Genomic DNA, 16254 nt, shown 5'->3' on the forward strand with positions numbered 1-16254 from the left:
AATAATCTGCTCTTCCGTAAATCGCTGCTTCTTCATGCGTCCGTCCTTTAATGGGCCGAACTCTAATCCATTCTGGAGGAAATTCTCAGTGGCAGGTCACGCCTACAAGATGATGATTTCCGGCAGCAAAAATGCAGGCAGCAAGATCACACAAATGGTGCGTCAGGCACGAGTAGCGGGTGGTGATGATGCTGTTCGCGAAATTGGCTCAGGTGTTTTTCAAAAACTTGGCAGAGATAATGCCGGTAACTTCTCCCCTGCCCGTTTGATCGCGGATTGGGACAGTATGCCCAAGGAGACGAAGGTCGCCTTGTATATGACTAAAGACGGCAACGAACTCCGCAAATCAATGGAGCAGATTGTCGAAGTATCGCGCAACCTTGTCCAATACGCAGGCACCAAGAACCACTCGAATACCGCACGTCACCTATCCACCCAACTCGATAATTTTGTAAATTCTGCATCCATTGCTGGTGCAATTGCGACCGCATCACCATCTGCATTGCTCATCCCTGTGCTCAAACTTGGCGCGGATAAAGCCGGAAAACGCTATGCAAATAAACTGTTTTCTTCGCCGGAAACACTGCAATGGATGGCTGGCCTGAATACCAGCACGACCAAAGGTGCAATCACGCGTCTGAACAACATCTACAATAAGACTGCGGACCAATCTCTCAAGATTGCGATACGCGATTATATGCAGGATTTGCGGGAATAAATACTGATATCAAATTACCTAATAAGAAGAAAATAAATGGTAGATATCAGTAATAATAAATGGACCGAATTGGATGGCGGAAATATATCAGCATCACCTGATGGCGTCCAAGGTGGCTATCAACCATCTACACTCGCCCCCATTATCCGCAGCATAAGAGGCGCAGTCAAAAGAGAATATGTATCTGCTAACCCCGTCTATGCATCAACTGGCGTCGCAAACACCTATGCCATCGCCTTCGCAACACCGCTCGAAATCGCCAAAGGCAAACGTATTGCGTTCTTTGCAAACGTTACGAATACCGGCGCATCCACGATCAATTTAAACGGAACAGGTGCCGTCGCTATTGTCCGTGTAGACGGTACGGCTTTGCAAGCAGGCGATATCAGGGCAGGTTATCCGGTTGACCTTCTGTATGACGGGACCCGCTACATCCTCCAATCGGCAGTTAATCTTTCGAACTATTCCGGCACAATCACGGCTACCGCCTTCACTGGCTCTGGCGCGGCCTTGACCGCCTTGAACGCCACCAACTTGACGACAGGCACGGTTAACAATGCTCGTCTCCCAACAAGCCAGACCGGCAAGACCTTTACGTCCGCGACAACGGTTTCTGCCGGTGGTTTGGCGGTAGTAGGTGGTATTACCAATACAGGTTCGTTGGTTATGACCACCAACGGTACGACGCTATCCATTCAGCGAAATAATGCCGACGCCATTGATATCGAAGCGTTCTTGACTACCAACTCAGCCACTAAACACGGACTAGATTTGAACCGTTACGGCGGACTGGTGACAGTCGGTGGTAGTCGCGTCGTCACTGTATATGACTATGGCACAGGTAAAGGTCTAGACGCCGACCTTTTGGACGGACAACACGGCGCATATTATCTTGCCCGCTCTAATGGTACAGGCACTCAGGCAATTAGCACCGTGGCTGGCCTACAGGCCGCAATAGATGCGCTCAACGCGTCAATAGCAGTAAGCACCCCTACCGGTTCCGTAACTATATGGTCGGCAAACAGTGCACCTACTGGATTTCTTATATGTAATGGTGCTGCTATTTCCAGAACAACCTATGCAGCATTATTCGCGATAGTAGGTACTACGTACGGGGCAGGTAACGGAACAACAACGTTCAACATACCGGATTTAAGAGGTCTATTCGTTCGTGGCTTTGATGCAGGGCGTGGTCTCGATCCCGGTCACTCATTCGGCCAGTATCAGGATTCGGACAACAAAAGCCACAACCACGGTGTTAATGATCCGGGACACGTTCACGGTGGTGTTCAGAACGGTACTGCATCAACAGGACGTTCTACCGCTGTTGACCAACCCCCTGCCGTATTCTCGTATGGCAATACGTGGGCGGCGGCAACCGGTATTTGGCTTTCAGCAAGTGGTGGAGCGGAGTCCAGACCTCGCAACCTTGCTATGAATTACATCATCAAGACGTGACCAAAAGCCCCTTAAATGGGGCTTTCTTATTTTCACCTTCTTCGGCTTCGTATTCTTCAATCGCCTTTTCAGCGGCTTTTACGGGATTTGATAACTGCGCTATTAAGCCGTTACAGGGCTTCACATCTGACATCAAAAACCCTCCACGAAATCAACGCCGTTGAACGCGGAATTGCTCTCTAAAAGCTCGAATAAATTTTTTAAATGCAGCAATTGATCGAGACTAATATCATTCGTATATCGCCGCCATTTACCGTTATAATTACGACGTTTGTACTTTATTTTGTCTTGCAGGAGACCTTTTAAAAAATCCTGCCACGGTTGCGATTTGCCATTTCGATTTACCGGTGTCGCTGTCTTTTGCAAAACGCTCCACACGTTTGAAACATAATCGTCTGCTGACACAGCCACTGCATCCAATGTGGATATCATATACAACTCGGCGATGATGTTGTTTAGCAATCGCCGGTCAGGAATATCGAGGTACGGCTTGCCTTGATTAGTCCCGGTCGATTTAACCGAGTAGTCGATTACAAGAGCGTGATCCGACAACTCATTCAAGGTCGATTCCTCTCGCCCACCGACATCGTATAATTCGCCGTCCACCAACCCATAATCTTTGATAAGATCATCAATCCAAGCGGATGATGTACGTGGTGCGGGTGGTTTTATCTTACGTGATTTTATTGCCATTTATTTGATCCTTTGAATATGCGTAGACGTTGCCTCGCCTACAAATGTATTTATTCAAAAGTCCAAAAAATGCGCATTTAGCGCCAAATTTCCAATGGCGTACCGTTTGGGGCAGAAGTGACCTATCCTATCAGCGACATATACGACTACACCAGCGCCATCGCTCACGGGCATTGCCCAACTTTCCCCGAGCGACATCAAACTAGCCCCTCCTTAGCGTGGGGCTTTTTTTGTTGATGCAGTGGGTCGCTTCTCTGACTTCGGAGCGGCCATAATTGGCGCCTCGAATAACAATCTTTCAGCAGCACGACGTGCGGTCAGGCCAGCAAGGATACGACCACCTGCTTTATTCCATCGTGCAAACTGGTCAGCGGCTTCCCTTGTGCGACCGGCATTCAGTAATTTCAGCAAGGTTGAAGAGGCAAATGCGCCGGTGCCAATGTTATAACAAAAGGACACCAAAGCACCGTATTGGTTCTCGTTGATATCGACTTTAACGAGACGCGTTACATCGGCTTCGAAACGTTTCAGGTCGTCTTGGAGAAGTTTTTCTGCCTGCGCTTCGGTGATCTTTTTGACACCGACATCCGACGCTTTGACCGTTGCGGTATGTCCGAATCCGATTGTGGGAACGTGCGCGGCGCAGTAATATGCGGTAGTCTTTAAGCCTTCAAAACGCTTAATAAGAGAAATAGTGGCTGAATTGATAGCCATTGAAATACACCTGTAATATTGAATACAGGTGTATTTATTTTAGTCAGCTCAGGTGATTACCGGCTGCGGCGAATGTATTCTTTCGCCAGATATGTACCGACCTCGTAATAATGATCACTTTGCTCAATGCATATCCATTTACGGCCAGTTGATTGTGCGGCCAAAGCAGTGGTGCCTGATCCCGCCGTATTATCCAATACGACTTCGCCGGGGTTTGAATACCAATTGATAAGCCGCTGAAACAAAGGCACGGGTTTGCGTGTCGGATGTATGCCCTTATCGATCCAGTCCCATTTAGCCATTTCAATGGGATCGGTAGTCAGAATCGAAGTCGGAAAGCCTACTGCATCAACCAGGTGATCGTTATCCATTGTGTCGCGGCTGATATACGACTCGCCACTAGCCTTTGCCTTCTTGCCTTTGCGGACCACCGGTTCGTCAAGTTTGGTGACATCAGGATTATAGGTGTGCCGCTTTTTGTAAAATACGAGCACATCCTCGTGCGCTGCCATCGGCTTGATCCTGGAATTGGCGTAACCAGTCGACCGACCTTTATCCCAAACCAAAGAGTAGAACTTAGGGAATAGTCCGCGCCCGGAGTTGATCAGCGTGGTCGTAAACGGCTGCTGCGCTGTCAGAACAATAGCGGCATTTGGCTTGCATATCCGACTGTACTGGCTCCACAATTGCTCTGGATCGATGATCGAATCCCATTCCAAATCGAGCACGGAATACGGCAAGTCGCACAACACCATATCGACCGAGGCATCCGGGATGTCTTTCATCACCTCCAGACAATCGCCCATAAAGTATTCACCATTTCCGATCTTTTCGCCCATCTTCGAAATCCTGTTAACCCGTCATTTCGCGGATACACCGATAAGTGGCACGAGTTAACATTGGACCAACGAGAATGCGTCGTCGTATCCCCCTGCCAAACAACATCACCGACAAAATCTTCGCTTTTACAAACGCCCACAAGATCAAAGAACTCAGTGAGATTTTTGCGGTGGTTTGGTTTGAAGAATTAACCGAGCAGGACCACGAAGATATCCGTGTAATCGCTCCGGCATCGATGAAGATCAAAACGCTGTATGCGGACATCACGGACGGTGTCGTAACACGCCGTACCCTCGGCAAGGTCGATTGGCAGGAAGAGGACAGCGCCCATATCTACGCCATACCGAAAGTCTATATTCCGAGGCCCGATAAACAACCGGAGTTACTCGATTGGATTTTTGGCGATGTGGCCGTGTTTTCGCGCCATTCCAGCCACGCTCCTATTGCGGGCAAAGGGTTGGCTTGGGACGGTACGAAGCAGAAAATCATAACGCGGGACATCAGGCCCACCGACAAGGTGATGACGCACTCAGGGAGCGTAATTTATGCGCAGCACCTCCTTGAAGACCGAGGTGATAGCGACGTTGTATTAGTACCGGCGAGTTTTCATAATCGGCACCTGCCCAAGATCGAAAACTCTAAAACAAAAGCGGACTACGTGCTGACGCAAGCCACCGCTTGGATAATTCACGACGGCACGATCATCGCGCATATCGAAGATCACAAGACGACAAGGACACCGCATCCCAATGTCAGGCCGCTTTACCTGCGCACGGTGAAAACGCCAAAACGTAGAGGTAATCAATGTTACGACGTGTATCTCACCAATGTCGAAGAAGGTAATAAGCCCACCGATATCTTCCAGTTTTTCGTCAATCCGACCGAATTGAGACTGCTTAAGAAGCAGCAAAACAAAAGGCGGTTCGGCCTGCCTTATGTGCTCGACCACCTAACAACTGTCGTCGGCATAGACGCATTCCAGCCAAAAGATTATCACGACCGACTAAATATCCTTGGAAACAAGGATATACCCAATGATCAAAATCAAAGACCCTGACCACGGCCACGCAGATCACATATGGGTAATCGATATAGATTTTGGCGATATCTCGCTGACTACGCACCACATCAAGGAAATCGAGATTGGTGACTACGCATATCCAAAAACGGGTACGGGCCTGGTAACGATTTACCACCCGAGCGAATTGTCGGACAGCGATCTTTTGGAAGCATATATGGGCGTATCCGACCGTTACGGGATATGCACGGTCAGAGAGGTAATCCCTTGGTGACAAGCAATTTGCTTTGCGCCATTTTCCCTTTATGTTCTCAAATGATAAAATCGAACAGTGACAGGAGTATCACGTGAAGTTCATTGCACTCACTTTCCTTATCCCATCTATCGCTTTTGGTGCAGGTACTGCGGAAATTGAGATGGGTGCTGAGTGTATCGCGTTCTTTTCCATTATGGGGAACCGCGCAATCTCCAAAGGTAATTTCGATGATTCAGCCAAACTTACTCTTATCGGCGCGGATGTCTCTAATTACATCTTTGCTGAAGGCGAAAAGGTTGGGATTACCAAGGAAGCCATACAAATCAAGATAAAGAACGCTTATGAATTCCAGAGCAAACTTTACAAGGAAAACGCATTCGGTAAGGTATATGAATATTACGCACCGATTTGCTCAAGTATGACTGATCGTATTTAACGTATTATTGTTTAGTTTTGTAGGAATAGTATTTCAATACGTCAAAAAAGTGCTTTTGTGATCGAAATTGATCGTAACTGAAGATTTATCTCTGATCAAAATTGACGAATCAATTTATGGCGCAGAAAACCCGCTGTAACAGCGGCTTTTTTCTTCATCGGTTTGCATCTGACACGGGAATTTTTGAGACGGACACAACTCATCAACCATTTACCCCTAACGTCCCGACGGTTGAATTTTGGGGGTAATTATCAATGATGAAACGAGCGCCGCTTCTAAAGCGAATTAAGCGCAGCAAATGCATAAATTGGATAACACAGCCGTTCAATGTCGGTCTTGTTATCACAATCCTGTATCTCGGCGTGATCAGCATTGAAGCAAAGTTAAGTGGTGATTGGGCTACAAAAGTAGACGCCGAAAAACTAAACAGCCTCGGTGATTTTCTAGCTGGTCTATTCGCACCTGTGGCGTTCCTTTGGCTTATCGTCACCGTGTTCCTCCAAAAGCAGGAACTGAAACTCACACGGGACGAACTAATCGAGCAGCGGAAAGCGATGCAAGATCAAGCCAAAGAGGCGAAAGCGAATACGGTTTTTGTTGAAAAGCAAACAAACATAATGAGCGATCAAGCAGAGCAAGCGAAAATCACATACTTCAAGAACCGAAAACTTCAGATGTTCGATAAGCGTATGGAGTTATATAACGAAATTAAAAGATTCACCGAAAGAAATTGGGAACAACTTTCTACAGAACCATCTAAAAAAGACCTTATACACCTTACCAATAAGGTGTTTTTCCTGTTTGCGGGTGACGAAACTCTATACCGATGGATGTATGATTTGCAGATAACTCGGCAAAAACTACAAGACCGGTTGGATACTGCAAACGATAGAAGTCAGTGGGCTGCTCTCATATCAGACGATTTGTTTCATATGAGATTCAAAGAGCACCTGACTATCTACGAGTGATTTATGCGCCAGGTTTGGGGTGAAGGCTATGTTCAGGGACAAAACAACTTTTGTAGTTGGTGCAGGTGCAAGTGTTGAATTTGGTCTGCCAATTGGCGCAGGTTTGGCAACTCGAATTAAGAAGAGTTCAGTTCTTCACATCGACAACTATCGTAGTAAAATATCATACGGTGACGAATTTTTTATGCATACGGTCAAGCGGATTTGGCCCACCGACATTGACAGAAAGCCAGTCCTCGAAGCCCTCAGCGCCATTCACAATGGCATAAGAACAGCAGTCAGTATCGACGCTTTCGTCCATCGAAACAATAGCCACTCATATATCCCCAAACTCGGCAAAATGCTTATCGCTCTTGAAATCCTCAAGGCAGAGCGAGAGAGCACGATGCTAAACGAAGTTACCGAGCAGATGAGGAAAAGAGGGGCGATGGAACCCGACTTCTCTTGGCTTGGTCAGTTCGTTCGCATTATGTTGGATGGTGTAACCAACGTAAATGAAGTTGGAAAAAACATTAAAATCATTTGCTTCAACTATGACCGCTGCATTGAATATTATCTTAGGCAATCCATTGTGGACGCATTCCGTGTTTCGATAGAGGAAGCCCACGCCATCGTCAGTAGAATGGAAATCATACATCCTTACGGTTGGCTTGGCGAACTACCTTTGAACAACACCAGCGTTGGTGACCGAATTGCCTTTGGTTCATCAGAGGAACATATATCGCTTGAAGAAATTGCTGAACGGAACATCAGGACGTACACCGAGCAATTTGAAGACGCTAAAATGATCCAACGTATTCATCGAGCAATGGCGCATTGCAGTGTGCTCGCTTTCCTCGGGTTTGGTTTTAACAATCAGAATCTCGATTTGTTGAGAGTGAAATATATCCCTGAATTACCGGCACGTAATGTCTATGCTACAGGATATAATTTATCGAAGGTGATCGATGGAACAATGAAACGTCGTATCCGTCATCTATTTGTCGAGGATGATGAACAGTGGAGAAGAGAGGACTGGGACGCCAAGATTCGAGTGGGTTACTCTCAGACGTGTTCTGAATTGTTTGATACCCATACCTTGGACTTCACGAGGTACGTTCAGAACCAGATAAGGTGCTTTGATGATGTTCCAAGGCTGGAACCGGTGCGTTCAAAAGATCGATCTTACGATGGTTGAGAAAGTCGCGTTTCAGGACGATAAGACTTGTGGATTCGACCTATGAATCCAGAAACAAATTTCGATTTATTTTCTGAAATTTTCGACCCATCGACGTTACTCGATCTCGACTCCAAAATCAACTAAAATCTTCGTCAAATCCATAAAATATCCAGAAATATCAGTAGTTTAACATTTGCAACGTTCGTTGGATTTGTTGTATGTTTGGTCAATGTCAGGCTACCATAGAGACAATAATCCTAATGACGAAATACGTTGCATATTACCGCGTTTCCACGACTAAGCAGGGCTTTGATGGCCTTGGAATGGATGCGCAAAGAGCGTCGGTTCAGTCGTTTGCCAATGGCTCGGATATCGTCGCGGAATACGTCGAAGTCGAAAGCGGTCGGAAGAACGATAGGCCGGAACTGTTGAAAGCCCTTGCGTTTGCGAAGGCTAACAAAGCCGTCCTACTAATCGCTAAAATCGACCGTCTGGCTCGTAACGTTCACTTCGTTTCGGGATTGCTTGAATCAGGCGTTGAAATCAAATGCGCTGATATGCCCGAAGCCAATCGAATGATGTTGCAAATGCTGTCGGTGTTTGCCGAGCACGAAGCCAGAATGATATCCGAACGCACCAAAGCCGCTTTGGCTATGGCTAAAGAACGTGGGCAAGCGCTTGGCGGCATTCGTCACGGTTCTATGGAAACCAACCGGCAACGCGGCCAAGCCTCTGCCGAGCGGGCTATGACGTTGATACAATCAATCCCTGACTATCAAAACCTCTCATTCAACGCCCTCGCAATCGCCTTGAACCGAGCCGGTCATAAAACCACCCGAGGCAATACCTGGACCGCTATGCAAGTCTCCCGAACACTGTCCCGCACACAGGCTTGATAAGCGTTTTGGCTATGGGTGTAGTCAGTTTTGTCAGATGGCTTTGTGTGGGCTTGTGTGGCGTTTTGTGGGGGAGAATTTTGGACGAGCCCCCCTTTTGCGGATGTTTTTATTTTTATCTGATCGTCCGATAATTTTTGCCAATTTTTTCAGGGTCTACCTGCGTACGTTTCATCATCGCCCAAGTCTTCGTATACGTCTTTATCAAGATCATAAAACGTCACGTGGTTCTGGTTTCGCATTGTTAGAGCAGTATCCAAAATGATTTTGTAGTTCGAGTCAGACTGCTTCATAAACCCGCTTTTTAGATGGTTTACGGCGTCCAATTCTTCGGCACTAACTTGCGTTCGAATACCGAACAAAATTCCATACAAATTTACGGATGCTGTATCGAATGAAGCGAAATACAACCCATTTTCTTTTGTTGCTACATCGAATGGTATTTGTGCTCTACGCTCGATTTCATATGACCATTCGGTGGATTTCATCATTGCAACAGCGCGCAGGTCTCTTTCTGAGAGGTCTCGATATCTCGCCTTACCGAACATTTCTAAATTTGGTCTTGTTTCGGTATATCCAATCGGATTCCATATCTGGGGATCGACATCGAATATCAATGCCACGCCTTTATGTTTGTCCGCATACTGGCCCCACATCAAGGGTGAATTATATACAGCCGACATACAAATAATCCCTCCCTCTCGGTCGAGCCTTTCGATTTGTCGTCGTTGATGTTTCCTGTTTGTTGGACCTTCGACATACAGCGACAACTCTGATGTATCGTTGAGTTGGCTGTATTCAGAGATTTTCAAACGCCGATCACGAATTGCTGCAAGTCCGTAATTCAGTGAAGTGTAATAGAATAATCGCATTCTTCATTCAGTGTATGGTGTAATCGGTTGTTTGGAGCCGTTACTTTTGATTTAACCACGCGTAACTGATCCCAACGAGTTTATCGATCCAAGGTTTCGTTTTGGGTTGGTCGAGGATGATGTCGAAACGAGAATTAGCAGGTCGAACATATCCCACTCTGAAATCTTCTATTGGATCGGTGAATTGTTCGATTGTGTCATCATCTATCTTACAACGAGCGCCAAAAATGATCCCATCTAAGCGCATAACCTCGCCGCCTTTGTCAGAGAATTTGTAGAAGAAATTTCCATCAACGAAGTCCTTGCGTTCTGGTCTCAGTTTCAGAAACAAGCGCCACTCTTGTTCGTATTCCCACGCCTCAAATTTCGTTGAGCATAAAGTCGTGAAATCCTCGCCTTTAAGATCATTGATCGTATCAACTCCGAAGTCCTCCAGACTTTTGCGCTGATCGGTATAATTGACCTTGCGCCACTTACTGGAATCATCAACGTTGAAAATTAGGCATACACCCTTGTGGCAATCAGCATAGTGACCCCAAAGCAGAGGTGATTTCCACGTTTCCGACATACAAATTAGGCCGTTATTCGCTTTTAGCCGGTCTCGCCTTTTTTCAACCTGTTTGCGCTGCTCTTCTGTGTCAGTTGCGATACCAATGAAATCGAACGGATCATTTAACGCATCGAAATGCGAAATCTTAATTCTCTGATCCCTGATCGCCGCCAGTCCGTATTTGAGAGAAGTATAGTAATAAAGACGCATTTCACCCCTGCCCTGCGTTGTATTTTTTCGTCATATCAGTGCATACTTAAAATTGAATTAGTTACAAGGCATAGAGGGTGAGATGTCTGTTTTCAGAATTGTTCTGGTTGGTATCGCCGCAACGGCGTTTTCCAACAATGTGTTTGCCTTCGAAGCTCACGTAGAACGGCTGATCGGCCAGTACGATGCCTACAATGATATCTGCCGTGGCGCATCAGGTGATGAGAAAGCCACGCAATATGCCTGCGATACTCGCGGAGAGGTCTCGATGCTGCTTGGACGAGAAGGCCTGTGTTACGGGAAAGACGGTCAGGCCGGATATCAAATGAAATGGCACAAGTGCGGTAAAGGATCGATCAGACCGTGATTGCGGAGATCAGCGACCGGTCTAATGGGTAACATATCAGCCGGGGGTATGTCCCTAATCTCCGCCCGGCTTAGTTATGCTTTATAATTGTCAATTTCAAGACTATGATAAATAACTATGTCGAATGGTTTTGCCATAATTTCCATCCGATGAGTTTAGACATTTGAACTCCATATTTCCTTGATCCTCTGGAAAGCCCTCTGATTAGCGTCAGGGGGTTTTTCTGTTTAAATTCAAGAAATTGTCTTTTCCACTGTCGCCGTGCTATAAACTATTAATTGCATAAGAGCGCTTTTCGGCGTATCCAGCATGTGCGGACACCCTCCCAAGCGCCTGCCTTGTCAACTTGTGGCGGCGCGACCTGCCCCGTATCGGCTATTCTGCGCCCGGCGGTGGCGTTTCGTCCTGCGGGTTCCCGCATCCTTTCTGCGGAAACCCGCAGGAAGATTGCCGTTATCCGCCTGTACAAGCCAAACCTTCTTGGTCATTCTCGCTTTTACTGGGGAAAGGAGCTCCAGTGCAAAGGAATTCCGCCTGCCGCCGAGGAGATTTGCGGGAAAGCGGGTTCCGAGCTCAAAAAGGGCAAGCCACCAGGGAGGAAAATCAATGGCTTTCAGAAAGATGCTTCTGGCATCGGCGGCTGTCGCATGCGCAGCTTTGCCGATCACCGCTCACGCCGATACCTCGGCTAAAAAAATCGCGCTTTCGAACAATTACGCGGGCAATTCCTGGCGTCAGGCAATGCTGACGAGCTGGGACAAGATCACCAAGCAGGCGGTTGCAGACAAGCAGGTAGCTGCCGCTGACGCCTTCACGACAGCCGAAAATCAGGCGACCGAACAGGCGGCGCAGATCCAGAACCTCATTCTTCAGGGTTACGACGCCATCGTCATCAACGCCGCCTCGCCCACCGCTCTTAACGGTGCCGTGAAGGAAGCCTGCGACGCCGGCATCACCGTCGTCTCGTTCGATGGCATCGTCACCGAGCCTTGCGCCTGGCGCATCGCCGTAGACTTCAAGGCGATGGGCGCAAGCCAGATCGACTATCTCGCCAAGGCGATGCCGAAGGGTGGCAACCTGCTCGAAATCCGCGGCCTCGCGGGCGTTTCGGTGGACGATGAAATCCATGCCGGCATCGTCGACGCCGTCGCCAAGAACCCGCAGTTCAAGATTGTCGGTTCGGTCAATGGCGACTGGGCGCAGGACGTCGCACAGCGCGCTGTCGCCGGCATTCTGCCGAGCCTTCCCGAAGTTGCGGCAGTCGTGACGCAGGGCGGCGACGGTTACGGCGCGGCACAGGCTTTCGCCGCCGCCAAGCGCCCGACACCCACCATCGTCATGGGCAACCGCGAAGACGAGTTGCAATGGTGGAAGCAGCAGAAGGATGCCAGCGGCTACGAGACCATGTCGGTCTCCATCGCCCCCGGCGTTTCCACGCTCGCTTTCTGGGTGGCGCAGCAAATCCTCGACGGCAAGGATGTCAAAAAGGATTTGACGGTACCTTTCCTGCGCATCGATCAGGGCAATCTTGAGGAAAACCTCAAGAACACCCAGAAGGGCGGCGTCGCGAATGTGGAATATTCACAGGAAGACGCCCAGAAGGCCATCGCCTCCGCCAAATAGGCCGGATGATTTCCGGACAAAAGCGATTGCGGCGCTCCCTGAACGGGCGCCGCAACTGCCACCTATATTATCCAAGTTTCAGATCACTGGCGTGAATGCTCATGAATGACATCATCGAGGCGGAAGAAGTCGTTGCCGCGCGCGGCGTGAAGGTCGTGTTCGGCGCGGTAAGGGCGCTTGATGGGGCCGATCTCGTCATCCGTTCGGGCGAATGCCTGGGGCTCGTCGGCCATAACGGTGCGGGAAAATCCACCATCGTCAACGTCATCAATGGCGGGCTGACGCCGCATGAGGGGTCCATTTCCTATCGCGGCGAACAAGGCCGTCAAGGCATCGCGGCAGCACGCGCCAGCGGCGTTCGCTGCGTGTTTCAGGAATTGTCGCTCTGCCCGAACCTGACGATCAGCGAAAACGTCCGCATCATGCATGCCGCGATGAACGGGCGGAACTGGCGCGGACGTGCGCTCACCATGATCCGGCATACGCTGGACGAGATTTTTCCCGGCCACGGTATCGATTGCGAATTGACGATCGCGGAACTCTCCATCGCCGAGCGGCAGATGGTCGAAATCGCCATCAATTTCTGTCGAACCCCGGATGCGCCGAGACTGGTGATCCTCGATGAACCGACTTCCTCGCTTGATGCGGGTCTTGCGGAACAATTGATGGATTATGTTCGCAGTTTCGTGCGCACCGGTGGCTCCGTGCTGCTGATCTCGCATATTCTCGGCGAGATTCTGTCGACAGCAACCCGTATCGTGGTGATGAAGGACGGCCGAGTGGTCGCTGATCGGGCAGCGGGCGAGTTCACGACGCGCACGCTGGTGGAAGCCATGGGCAGCGTCGTCAAGGAACAGGACAGGCAAAAGGGCGAAAACCGCAAGGCGGGAGAGAAGGTGCTTTCGATGCCGGCGCGCCGGGGCGAAGGCCTCGCCTTCGAGGCTTTCCGCGGTGAAATCATCGGCCTTGCCGGTCTCGGCGGCCACGGCCAGACCGAAGCGCTGCTCGATCTCTACCTTGCCCGCAACAGCAGCTGGCTGCCCGCGCGCAAGACCGACATCGCCTTTGTGGCGGGTGATCGCAGTCTGAACGGCACCTTCCCGCTGTGGAGCATCCTCAAAAACCTTTCCATCGCCTCGCTGCGGGATATTTCATCCGCCGGCATGGTGGACAGGGGCAAAGAAACCGAGCTTGGCGCGCAGTGGAAAAAGCGCATCGAAATTCGCACGCCCGACATGGGCAACAAAATCCTATCGCTCTCCGGCGGCAACCAGCAGAAGGTGCTTTTCGCCCGTGCGCTCGCCACCACGGCCAGCACCGTGCTGATGGACGACCCGATGCGCGGCGTCGATATCGGCACCAAACAGGAGGTCTACGATATCTTGAGAACCGAAGCCTCCCACGGCCGCACCTTCATCTGGTACTCCACCGAGATGGATGAAATCCGCCTTTGCGACCGGGTCTATGTTTTCCGCGACGGCGCCATTCAGGCGGAACTGGTGGGAGAGGACATCACCGAACAGAATGTGCTGGCCGCTTCCTTTTCCGGAGAGGACCACGCATGAAACTCTCCGCCAGTGCCCTTCGTCTCATCATTCCCGCCGCCTCGCTCGCCTTCCTGCTCGCCGCCGTCTTTTACATGCAGCCGCGCGCTATGAGCTATAACGGACTCAACTTGCTGTTCAATCTGGCGGTGCCGATTGCACTTGCCACCATTGCGCAGATGCTGATCATGTCCGTCAACGATCTCGATCTGTCGATGGGTACCTTCGTCAGTTTCTGCGCCTGCGTCACCGCCACCTTCCTGCAAACGACGCCACTGCTCGGTATCGCGATCTTCGCCGGTGCGATTGCGGTTTATGCGATGCTGGGCGCCATCATCCACATCCGCGCCCTGCCCTCAATCGTCGTCACGCTTGGCATGAGCTTTGTCTGGGGCGGCCTTGCCGTCCTCATCCTCCCCTCACCCGGCGGCCAGGCGCCAGCCTTCATCCGGGCGCTGATGACGGCCAAACCGCCGCTCTTGCCAATTGCCATCGTTGCCAGCATCGTGATTGCGGTCGTCGCCCACTACATCGTCATGCGCTCCTCCTTCGGCGTGCTGATGCGCGGCGTCGGCGGTAACTTCCGCTCCGTCGAGCGCTCCGGCTGGTCGGTCATCGGCATACGTGCTGCCACCTTCGCGCTGGCCGGTTTCTTCGCGGTGTTGTCGGGCATAGCGCTCGTCGGGCTGACGACATCGGCAGATGCCAATATCGCGCTTCGCTACACGCTGTTGTCGATTGCCGGCGTTATTCTGGGCGGCGGCGAATTCGTCGGCGGTCGGGTCTCGCCCATCGGTGCTGTCATCGGCGCGCTGACGCTCACTCTCGCCGGCTCGTTCCTGTCCTTCATGCGCATTTCGCCGGACTGGCAGATCGGCGCGCAAGGGGCGATCCTCATCATCGTGCTGGCGCTCCGCATCCTGCTCAACCGTCTCGAAAAGCGGGAGAAAAACCAATGAACGGGCTTTCGTCGCTCTCGAAAAAACCATGGATATGGTCGTTCGCCGCAACGGCTGCGGTCTGGATCGTTACCGTCATGTTCACCGGCGGCGCCAGCTCCTTCGGCCTGTCGCACGCAGCCCTGACCTTCGCGGCCTTTTCCGTGATCGTCGGTATCGGCCAGATGTTCGTCATCACGCTCGGGCCGGGTAATATCGACCTCTGCGTTCCCGCCACGATGACGCTATCAGGCACACTGGCGCTCAAATTCATGGATGTGTCCGATGGTCTCATCCTGCCGGGATTGCTGATCGCCATCCTGATCGGCATCGCCATCGGCATCGGCAACTATACGTTGATCAAGCTTCTTCGCATCCCACCGATCATCGCGACGCTTTCGATGAGCTTCATCGTGCAGTCCATCGCCATCTGGTCCAACCGCGGCCTGCGGATCAAGCCGCCGGAAACACTGGCCACCTTTGCCACGTCGAGCTCTCTCGGCATTCCGAATGTTGCCCTCGTCGCCCTTGTCCTCTCGGTCATCGCCTGGCTGCTGCTCGACCGCACCTTTTACGGACGCTGGATTTCCGCCATCGGCCAGAGCACTTTCGCCGCCCGCATGACCGGCATTCCGGTGGATGGAACACGCTTCGTCACCTATGTGCTCTGCGCGGTACTGGCAGCGATCGCGGGTTATCTGCTCGCCAGCTTCTCCGGCGGCGCAGCACTCAACATGGGATCGGAATATCTGCTGATGTCCATCGCCGTGGTGGTGATCGGCGGCACGGCGGTTGCGGGCGGCGATTCCAACGTACCCGGTATCTGGGGCGCTTCGCTGTTCATGTTCCTGGTGGTCTCGATGCTGAACACCTATGGTTTCGGCGCGGGCATCCGCCTCATCCTCACCGGCCTCATCATCATTTCCGTCATTCTTCTGGCAAGCGGCCCCAAGGCCACACGCTGAACCCCGAACGAAAAGCCCTCAAGCGGACC

At 50.8% G+C, this 16254-nt stretch carries 19 protein-coding genes; 13 read left to right on the forward strand and 6 right to left on the reverse strand.

Going from position 1 to position 16254, the window contains the following annotated elements; translation table 11 throughout:
- Together ACQZ45_RS25550 and ACQZ45_RS25555 are read left to right on the forward strand one after the other, a co-directional pair.
- Nucleotides 1-718 (forward strand): hypothetical protein (locus ACQZ45_RS25550; RefSeq protein ID WP_448742595.1); only part of this gene is annotated, 718 nt, incomplete at its 5' end.
- Nucleotides 719-754: 36 nt separating this feature from the next.
- On the forward strand, nucleotides 755-2176 hold the full coding sequence (locus ACQZ45_RS25555; RefSeq protein WP_448742596.1) for a phage tail protein: 1422 nt from the start codon (nucleotides 755-757) through the stop codon (nucleotides 2174-2176).
- Here the strand turns inward: ACQZ45_RS25555 and ACQZ45_RS25560 are convergent.
- The 4 genes from ACQZ45_RS25560 to ACQZ45_RS25575 all read right to left on the reverse strand — a co-directional run bounded on the left by ACQZ45_RS25560 (nucleotide 2166) and on the right by ACQZ45_RS25575 (nucleotide 4422).
- Nucleotides 2166-2309, reverse strand: coding sequence for a hypothetical protein (locus ACQZ45_RS25560; protein ID WP_448742597.1), 144 nt, complete (start codon nucleotides 2307-2309; stop codon nucleotides 2166-2168). The genes ACQZ45_RS25555 and ACQZ45_RS25560 overlap by 11 nt on opposite strands.
- Complete coding sequence (locus ACQZ45_RS25565) at nucleotides 2309-2869, reverse strand: hypothetical protein (RefSeq protein ID WP_448742598.1); 561 nt, start codon at nucleotides 2867-2869, stop codon at nucleotides 2309-2311. The genes ACQZ45_RS25560 and ACQZ45_RS25565 overlap by 1 nt, the downstream gene beginning before the upstream one ends.
- 213 nt (nucleotides 2870-3082) lie before the next feature.
- Entirely contained in the window at nucleotides 3083-3583 is a 501-nt protein-coding gene (locus ACQZ45_RS25570; RefSeq protein WP_448742599.1) for a lysozyme, read from the reverse strand.
- A 56-nt stretch (nucleotides 3584-3639) separates the two neighbouring features.
- Nucleotides 3640-4422, reverse strand: coding sequence for a DNA-methyltransferase (locus tag ACQZ45_RS25575; RefSeq protein WP_448742600.1), 783 nt, complete (start codon nucleotides 4420-4422; stop codon nucleotides 3640-3642).
- A 74-nt stretch (nucleotides 4423-4496) separates the two neighbouring features.
- Between ACQZ45_RS25575 and ACQZ45_RS25580 the strand changes: the two genes are divergently transcribed.
- The 6 genes from ACQZ45_RS25580 (at nucleotide 4497) to ACQZ45_RS25605 (ending at nucleotide 9156) form a co-directional block, all read left to right on the forward strand.
- The gene (locus tag ACQZ45_RS25580) at nucleotides 4497-5480 is read left to right on the forward strand and encodes a hypothetical protein (protein WP_448742601.1); all 984 of its coding nucleotides are present in this window, start codon (nucleotides 4497-4499) and stop codon (nucleotides 5478-5480) included.
- Complete coding sequence (locus tag ACQZ45_RS25585; protein ID WP_448742602.1) at nucleotides 5458-5715, forward strand: hypothetical protein; 258 nt, start codon at nucleotides 5458-5460, stop codon at nucleotides 5713-5715. Before ACQZ45_RS25580 ends, ACQZ45_RS25585 begins: the two co-directional genes overlap by 23 nt.
- Before the next feature lie 73 nt (nucleotides 5716-5788).
- Nucleotides 5789-6133, forward strand: coding sequence for a hypothetical protein (locus ACQZ45_RS25590; RefSeq protein ID WP_448742603.1), 345 nt, complete (start codon nucleotides 5789-5791; stop codon nucleotides 6131-6133).
- A 254-nt stretch (nucleotides 6134-6387) separates the two neighbouring features.
- Nucleotides 6388-7101, forward strand: coding sequence for a hypothetical protein (locus ACQZ45_RS25595; RefSeq protein ID WP_448742604.1), 714 nt, complete (start codon nucleotides 6388-6390; stop codon nucleotides 7099-7101).
- Nucleotides 7102-7129: 28 nt separating this feature from the next.
- A complete protein-coding gene (locus ACQZ45_RS25600; RefSeq protein WP_065688803.1) occupies nucleotides 7130-8278 on the forward strand; it encodes a hypothetical protein in 1149 nt (382 codons plus the stop codon).
- Between the two features lie 242 nt (nucleotides 8279-8520).
- The gene (locus ACQZ45_RS25605) at nucleotides 8521-9156 is read left to right on the forward strand and encodes a recombinase family protein (protein WP_448742605.1); all 636 of its coding nucleotides are present in this window, start codon (nucleotides 8521-8523) and stop codon (nucleotides 9154-9156) included.
- A 149-nt stretch (nucleotides 9157-9305) separates the two neighbouring features.
- Here ACQZ45_RS25605 and ACQZ45_RS25610 read toward each other — a convergent pair whose 3' ends face one another.
- Together ACQZ45_RS25610 and ACQZ45_RS25615 are read right to left on the reverse strand one after the other, a co-directional pair.
- A complete protein-coding gene (locus ACQZ45_RS25610) occupies nucleotides 9306-10028 on the reverse strand; it encodes a DUF2971 domain-containing protein (protein WP_448742606.1) in 723 nt (240 codons plus the stop codon).
- A gap of 40 nt (nucleotides 10029-10068) precedes the next feature.
- Nucleotides 10069-10788, reverse strand: coding sequence for a DUF2971 domain-containing protein (locus tag ACQZ45_RS25615; protein WP_448742607.1), 720 nt, complete (start codon nucleotides 10786-10788; stop codon nucleotides 10069-10071).
- 82 nt (nucleotides 10789-10870) lie between these two features.
- Here ACQZ45_RS25615 and ACQZ45_RS25620 point away from each other — a divergent pair, with 82 nt between their 5' ends.
- The 5 genes from ACQZ45_RS25620 (at nucleotide 10871) to ACQZ45_RS25640 (ending at nucleotide 16225) form a co-directional block, all read left to right on the forward strand.
- Nucleotides 10871-11155 carry a hypothetical protein gene (locus tag ACQZ45_RS25620; protein WP_448742608.1) on the forward strand — a complete coding sequence of 95 codons (285 nt, stop codon included), beginning with the start codon at nucleotides 10871-10873 and terminating at the stop codon, nucleotides 11153-11155.
- Nucleotides 11156-11761: 606 nt separating this feature from the next.
- Nucleotides 11762-12778, forward strand: coding sequence for an ABC transporter substrate-binding protein (locus ACQZ45_RS25625; RefSeq protein ID WP_004431691.1), 1017 nt, complete (start codon nucleotides 11762-11764; stop codon nucleotides 12776-12778).
- Nucleotides 12779-12879: 101 nt separating this feature from the next.
- On the forward strand, nucleotides 12880-14343 hold the full coding sequence (locus ACQZ45_RS25630) for an ATP-binding cassette domain-containing protein (protein WP_013762043.1): 1464 nt from the start codon (nucleotides 12880-12882) through the stop codon (nucleotides 14341-14343).
- Nucleotides 14340-15281, forward strand: coding sequence for an ABC transporter permease (locus ACQZ45_RS25635; protein WP_013762042.1), 942 nt, complete (start codon nucleotides 14340-14342; stop codon nucleotides 15279-15281). Before ACQZ45_RS25630 ends, ACQZ45_RS25635 begins: the two co-directional genes overlap by 4 nt.
- Entirely contained in the window at nucleotides 15278-16225 is a 948-nt protein-coding gene (locus ACQZ45_RS25640) for an ABC transporter permease (RefSeq protein ID WP_013762041.1), read from the forward strand. The genes ACQZ45_RS25635 and ACQZ45_RS25640 overlap by 4 nt, the downstream gene beginning before the upstream one ends.
- Nucleotides 16226-16254: the final 29 nt, after the last annotated feature.

It is taken from the genome of Agrobacterium sp. 16-2014-1-2a (assembly GCF_053522705.1).